The sequence below is a fragment of the Peribacillus tepidiphilus genome (assembly GCF_009466385.1).
Taxonomy (GTDB): Bacteria; Bacillota; Bacilli; order Bacillales; family DSM-1321; genus Bacillus_BN; species Bacillus_BN tepidiphilus.
The window spans coordinates 1-6,246 of the sequence record NZ_WIAQ01000055.1; the positions used below are offsets into that span (position 1 = coordinate 1).

Below are 6,246 nucleotides of genomic sequence, written 5' to 3' on the forward strand. Positions count from 1 at the left end.
GCTAAATCATCGAGTTTAGTAATGTTGGAATTAGCCAGGGTGACAACCACTTGTGCATTTTTCAAATAAGGCTTTGTGAAAAGAACCTTCTTTTTGCGCTCATCAGTGATCGTGTATCCGTTCCAAATGAGATCAATCCGTCCACTGCTTAACTCAGATTCTTTTGTTTTCCAGTCGATAGGTTGAAATTTAACCTTTACTCCCATTTTTTCGGCAGCTGCCTTGGCGTAGTCAATGTCAAACCCTACGATTTCATTATTCTCACCCCGGAACCCCATGGGTGCAAATTTATCGTCTATGCCAATCACCAGCGTGTTGTCTTTTTCTTTTTCCTCCGATTTGGAACATCCTATAAGGAGCGATAATACCGCTGTCATGGTCAGAATAATAGTTGCTATACGTTTCATACTTTGTAGATAACCTCCTTTAACTAATTATCATTTTGCTTTAGTCGTTAAAATATTAATATTTTTAATAATCTTTGGTTAATCTCTTGCATGTCCAATAAGTTTGAATGCCCTCGCTGCCAGTCACCACTAAACCAACAGCAAATGCATCTGCAACTAGAGTTAGGACAACATTTACATGAAAAAAGCTCAATACAAGAATAACTAAAATTCTATGATGACTGCCTCTATGAAGATATCCCCCCTGCATACGCTTTAATTCGATAATATATTAGAGTGATAAATTATCGTAAGATAAAAATAACACAACATAAAAATGAATGTCAACGGAATTTTTTAGTGCATTAGCATACTAAAGTATTTGCTAATTATCTTGTTATATGATGATGGAGAGGATTGGTGAGAAACAAGGTTTTCTATAATATAATTAAGAGCTAAAATAGAAAAAGTGGTTTTCACCAACGGAAAACCACTGTCTTAAACTACTTTATTTCTCATAAACTACATTTACATGATTCAGCAACAGCTTATGATTTCTGTTTTTATACTGTACCAGTTAACCTATTCGAATTACTTTTTCTCATTTTCCTCGTCATCCACTAATTCCTTAGCAGACTGTCTAAATTCTCTTAATGTGGAACCAATTGATCTACCTAATTCCGGAAGTTTCTTCGGTCCAAATAAGATGAGGGCCGCCGTTCCAATCAACACAATGCTACCTGTACCTAGCATACGTTATCCCCCCCTAATATTTCACAAAAAACGCTGTAAAATACATAATTAATAAGCCTATTGCAAAGCTTGAAAAATCGATCCACGATATGGATGGTTCATTATATTTTTTATGGTCCTCAATGAGCATTTTTGTAATAACAAAGATTACCTGAAGAATAGCTCCAGCTCCAATTCCTAAGAATAAAGCACCCCAAATAGGCGAGAATATAAACCCTCCAAACCATGTTCCTAAAATTGCTGGGGCTCCAGCAACTGTTCCAAGTACAAAAAAGTCTTTTAATTTTGGTTTTGTTTTTAAAAGCGGTGCAGCAATTCCTATTCCTTCTGTTATATTGTGTAGCGTAAAGCCAATAATTAAAAATGTGCCTAAAGCGGCTTCCCCGAGCGCAAAAGATGAGCCAATTGCCAATCCTTCTCCAAAGTTATGAAGACCGATGCCCGTTGCCATCAATAAAGCCAAACGGAAGGGAGAATGACCTTTAGCATTTTGTTTGATTTGCTGGTATTGATCAAATCCAACTAATAACAAGAAAGTAAGTGTAGCACCGATTATTACAACCATGTTTCCTTGAAAGACCGCTGGTGCTTCAGCCCCAATCTCAAATCCATCCGCTAACGTACCAACAAAGAGAAATAATAGCAAGCCAACTGTGAGCGCAAGAAGCGCGTTAATCCACTTACGTTTGAAACGCTTCATAAATGGATACCAAAGCAGTCCGAGAGCGATTGGGACAATACCGACATAAAAACCGATAAAACCGTAATTCAAAAAGTTGTTCCAGTTCGGTTCAGGTGTTAAAGTGGCAGCCGCTATCTCCCCTTCAGTGATAATACCATTTTCAGTAATTAATTTTATCGTATGCGGATCACCCTCAACCCAAGGATAAGGAATGGTAATTGTTCCTTCTTCAAATCGTTTCAATGTTGGGCTAGGTGAAGCTGTAAAATTCCAAACTGAATCATCAACAATGACCTGAGATACAGTTCAAAACCTGATTTGACGACTTTTATTCGTTCAATATTCAAAACTTCAATGGGCGCAGCAGGATCTTTTTCCACACCTGCCCCGTTTTTCAGTATCCATCCTAATACTCCAACTAGTAAAATCAAAGGAATGAGACCTGTAATGAACCATTTCGTTTTCATCGTATCCCCCTTTTTACTCCACTTCAAAAAATCCCATCCATCCTAACTCGGCAAACTCACTAACATGGGCATGAAACATATACATTCCTTTATATGGGAAGCGAACTTCAATAATTCCTCGTTCACCTTGGCACATCATAATAGTGTCGGTAAACTGGGATGGATTATCATTTCTGCCAGTCGGATAGTAAGTAAAGAAATTAGCATGTAAATGGAAAGAATTAATTAAATCGAACTCCGTTAAGTTACTTAGATAAATACGTACTAACTGATCTTTTTTTACTTTAATAGGGTGATTCATGAATGCAAAAGCATAACCGTTAACGGTATAAAATTCATTTTCTCCGTCTAAGTCTATGTCAAATCCATTCATTACCATATTAAGCTCTAAAGCAGGTTCCCTTGGTGTTTTTGGGTCAATAATGAAGTTACCGTACAAACCTTTGTGAATATGACGAGCTAAAGGCAAAACGTGACAATGGTAGATATGCATACCATACGGTTTCGCTTCAAATTCGTAAGTAAATGATTCTCCCGGATAAATAGATGTAATCCCATCCATTTTAGGCGGATGAATTCCGTGAAAATGAATAGAGTGAGGATGGCTTCCCTTATTGATAAAGTGGAAACGAAGAAGATCTCCCTCTGTACAACGGAATGTAGGCCCCGGAATAGTCCCGTTATAAGTCCAACCGGGAAATTTAATACCCTTCGCAATTTCAATTTCTTTGTCCATAGCAACTACTGTGTATTCTCGAAGAGTTTGACCATTTGGCAACTTTGTTACCTTACCATAATCGAACTCTGTTAACAATCGTTCAGCCATTTTATAACCGTCTGTTTTCGTTTTGTCATTCATCATATTGTGTGTATTATGAGTGCTTTTTTCATTATGAGTTGAATGGCTGGCTGCATGAGAAACATTTGAAAACGGCGAAATTTTATTTAGATAATAACTTCCTGCAACTCCAAGTGCGCCTACAGCACCAATCTTCAAGACATCACGTCTCGAAATTTTATTATCATCCGACATTTTTTGGCCTCCCCTTAAAAAGTTTCCTTAAGTAAACTTTTTTGGTGTATGCCTATATATTATGTTGTGGTCAAACTTTTTGTCAATAACAAAAAATATATAGTTTTGTACTATTTTTTTGGTTTCTATCAAATTAAAACTTGTTTATAAAGACAAGTACGTGAAGTGGAATTTAATAGAATGAAACAAAAAGAAAATATGATAGTTGGGGCAATTTATTATGAAAGAAAGATAATTAAAGCATGGCATGTAGAAAAAAATTAGGGGATTTTAAGCGTTTGTTATGTATATCACGTCATTCATTCAAATATATATTCAATTAATACTACGGAGAAAATTATTACTAACGATCTCCTATGAGTTTACAAAATATTAAAAATCAAAATGTTTCCTTTAAACAAGGAAACATCAGACTGTAGTCAAAATAGGGTTCAGACTCAGCGTCTGAACCCTATTTTAATGAAAAATAATCCAGTAAATGAAAAAAATGAAGAGCCTTGAGTCGCTCTCCATAACCATGTGGCTAGTTTTTTCAAATTCATGGCAGCACAAACAAGCATCGCCTGCATTAAACTTTTTCTAGCCCTCGATAGACAGTCCAACGCAGATCATGCTTCTCTTTCATATCCCCAAAGACTCGTTCAATCGTTTCTTTCATAGACCTCCTTATTTTCTTGAGTATGCCTCAAGTGTTCAGCTTCTTTGTAATATCCTTGTTAAATATGACGTGTTACAACCTTGATATGATTTTTACTTTGGGTGCATTGAGAGAGAAACGGACATTCTTGGCAAATCATTGGATTCGATTGGTATTCGCGCAGTCCCTTTCGATTCGTTGTCGAATACGTTAACACTTGATGGTTGGGACAAAGGTAACAGTCCTTCGCTTCATCGTACACAAAATCTTGTTTCCGGAAATACCCTTTTTTCGTTTTCGGGCGAGTATACGGAAGCACCGGACGAACCTTTTCATCGATGAGCAGTTTCGCTACCGCAGGAGTTTTGTATCCAACATCTAACGCGAGAGACGAGGGTTTCCCTACTTTCTCTTTGACTCGATGAAAGAGCTCATGAAGGACTTGACTGTCATGGACGTTACTTGCTTTGACCACCGTGTGTAAGATAAATCCGTTATCATCGCACATCGTATGAAACGAATAGGCAAAGACTCGTTCTCTTTCATTTTTTTACAAATAGCCCGCTCTCAGGGTCCGTCGGTACTAATTTTGACCTCCCGAACCTCTAGAGAAGATTCAGGAGGTAGAGGCTCAGTTAATGAATTTTGGTGATTATAAACAAAAAAGTTAACTCCGCAAAAAAACTACCGATTTATCTTAAAATAGATTTCAAGTCTTGGAAATTTATATCTTCGAGATGAGCCTTCTCTTGTGCCTTCATCATAAAAATCAAGCGTATAACCATTTAACATCAAAGAGAACGTGTTTTTTGGTAAATCATTTGTCTGTTACAATAACTCCATTTGCATTCCATTTTTATTTTACCTTTTACCGCACAATTGGCGCGATATTTCCGTTTGTAAATCCCTTACTATTTCTAGTGGTGTCTAGCATGATCAATCGTCTGTTCCAAAATATTCATAACATGCTCATCATCGTGCGAATAATAAAGAGTTGTACCTGCCCGACGATATTTGACGAGCCCCAAATTTTTCAAAAAGCGCAGTTGGTGTGATACTCTTGATTGTCCTAAAAATAATTCTTCGGTAATTTCATTGACCGAACATTCTTTTTTGATAATAAATGCAAAATTGGAATTCTTATAGATCAGGTAAGGATTTAAATATTTGACAATAAATAAAGTTTCCTCATTCAAGTCATTATCGTTATATGGTAAATCCTCAAAATCTGCCATAAAAAAGTACCTCCTAAAAATGAATATATGAAGATATTTCCATATTAGATGCAAAAAATAGGACAATTTCCTTTGTTTTGTCAATTATGCAAATAATGATTTAGTGTACCCATTGTAAAAAGAAATACATAAACATAAGACCTAAGACTCCATATAATAGAAATTCCCGGTTATTCATTCTCTTTTTATATTTTAGTAATAGTTCGTGAACAGTAACAAAGGCCAATGTTCCTATTGCTCCCCCCATTAAAAGGGTATTTAATTTGTGAGATTGTTCCCCTATGGCTAACCCAGTAAAGAAACTCCCCCCTAATACGAGGGATAGAAAAACTGTACTTACCAAGAACAGAAGGTATTTATATCCAACTAATGCAATCGAGGCCATTAAAGTAAGGCCTTCGGGAATATGATGTAAAAATGTGGCCGTTAGCAGCGGAGAAAGATGAAGAGCGCTACTTTCCATATTTGCTCCTAATGCCAAACCTGTTGGTAAATTATGTATACATATAGCAAACACTAAAAATAAAAAAGAATGAAGATGTTCGCTTTTTACTTGAGAATTCACAAAGGTTTTATGAAGAAACGTATCAGTGACAGTCATTAGCAATGTACCGGATAAAGCCCCCAAAATAAGTCCGAGTCCCCTGTATTGTTCCAAACTCTCCGGAATAAGCTCAAACGTAATTAATCCAAGCAGCAGTCCTCCACATAAAACAAATAGGCGTTCGATTTTTGTCTTCAAAATAAAACCGAACATCATTCCTAAAACACCGCCTGCCATCAATCCCGAAAACACAAGAAACACTAGTATAGAAACCAAAGCTCCAAGTTCATTCATTGTTGTTTATCATTCCTTTTTGTCTATGGTTGTCTTCAATTAACGATATGTATTTTTTATGAATTTATGTAAAAACACTAGTGTTGCATTAATTTAATTTTAATATTAAAAAGACTCACAATCTTCACTTATTTTATTTTGTGCAAAGAAAAAGTCCTTTATAATGGATAAGTCAGGTGGTAACCCGTCCAAATCCATTAATAAAGGACACACAC

General features: G+C 36.2%; 7 protein-coding genes and 1 pseudogene. All 8 read right to left on the reverse strand.

Annotated features, from left to right (window positions below):
* The coding region (locus tag GD441_RS16490) for a transporter substrate-binding domain-containing protein (protein ID WP_153127500.1) at window positions 1–407 on the reverse strand (407 nt) is incomplete at its 3' end.
* A 570-nt stretch (window positions 408–977) separates the two neighbouring features.
* The gene (locus GD441_RS16495; protein WP_153127501.1) at window positions 978–1,139 is read right to left on the reverse strand and encodes a twin-arginine translocase TatA/TatE family subunit; all 162 of its coding nucleotides are present in this window, start codon (window positions 1,137–1,139) and stop codon (window positions 978–980) included.
* A gap of 13 nt (window positions 1,140–1,152) precedes the next feature.
* Window positions 1,153–2,064: a ZIP family metal transporter gene (locus GD441_RS16500; RefSeq protein WP_338091723.1), complete on the reverse strand. Its 912-nt coding sequence runs from the start codon at window positions 2,062–2,064 to the stop codon at window positions 1,153–1,155.
* Window positions 2,061–2,288: a hypothetical protein gene (locus GD441_RS17605; protein ID WP_338091724.1), complete on the reverse strand. Its 228-nt coding sequence runs from the start codon at window positions 2,286–2,288 to the stop codon at window positions 2,061–2,063. The genes GD441_RS16500 and GD441_RS17605 overlap by 4 nt, the downstream gene beginning before the upstream one ends.
* Window positions 2,289–2,301: 13 nt before the next feature.
* Window positions 2,302–3,321, reverse strand: a complete 1,020-nt coding sequence (locus tag GD441_RS16505; protein ID WP_153127502.1) for a multicopper oxidase domain-containing protein — start codon at window positions 3,319–3,321, stop codon at window positions 2,302–2,304.
* A gap of 437 nt (window positions 3,322–3,758) precedes the next feature.
* Window positions 3,759–4,591: pseudogene (locus tag GD441_RS17375) on the reverse strand (transposase); the annotation flags it as partial.
* Between the two features lie 284 nt (window positions 4,592–4,875).
* Window positions 4,876–5,193, reverse strand: a complete 318-nt coding sequence (locus GD441_RS16520; RefSeq protein ID WP_153127505.1) for an ArsR/SmtB family transcription factor — start codon at window positions 5,191–5,193, stop codon at window positions 4,876–4,878.
* A gap of 100 nt (window positions 5,194–5,293) precedes the next feature.
* A complete protein-coding gene (locus tag GD441_RS16525; protein ID WP_153127506.1) occupies window positions 5,294–6,031 on the reverse strand; it encodes a ZIP family metal transporter in 738 nt (245 codons plus the stop codon).
* Window positions 6,032–6,246 lie beyond the last annotated feature (215 nt).